Here is a 464-nt window from a genome sequence, read left to right as displayed (position 1 = left end):
AATTAGTATCGCTGTTATTGTAATCATGTAAGGAGGTAGATCCCCTGTATAAATCGCCCTAAATATTGCGTCATATTCAAAACTACCTGCGTACCAAAAAATTAAAATCATCCCGATAAATAAACCAACATCCCCAATACGGGTCATAATAAAAGCCTTTTTTGCAGCAGCCTTCGCTTCTTCTTTAAAGAAATAAAAACCGATAAGTAAAAATGAGCCAAGGCCAACTAATTCCCAAAATATATAAAGTTGTAATAAATTCGTTGATATAACAAGCCCTAACATCGCAAATGTAAAGAGTCCTAAATATGCGTAAAAGGTCGGTAATCGTTCATCACCTTTCATATAACCTTTCGAATACACATGTACAAGTAGACTCACAAGCGTCACGATAAATAACATTAAAGCTCCTAATGCAGTCACTTCAAAGCCGAATGATATATCCACATCTCCAGCTCTAAGCC

Annotated in this window: 1 protein-coding gene; it reads right to left on the bottom strand. The window is 35.8% G+C overall.

Features of this window, described 5'->3' with window-relative positions; translation table 11 throughout:
• A partial coding sequence (locus EEB19_RS26340) for a proton-conducting transporter membrane subunit (protein ID WP_262365944.1) occupies positions 1-464 on the bottom strand: 464 nt, incomplete at both ends.

Source organism: Gordonia sp. OPL2 (assembly GCF_003797825.1).
Classification (GTDB): domain Bacteria; phylum Actinomycetota; class Actinomycetes; order Mycobacteriales; family Mycobacteriaceae; genus Gordonia.
The sequence above is the reverse complement of the archived record's forward strand: the minus strand, read 5'-3'. Positions and strand labels throughout refer to the sequence as shown.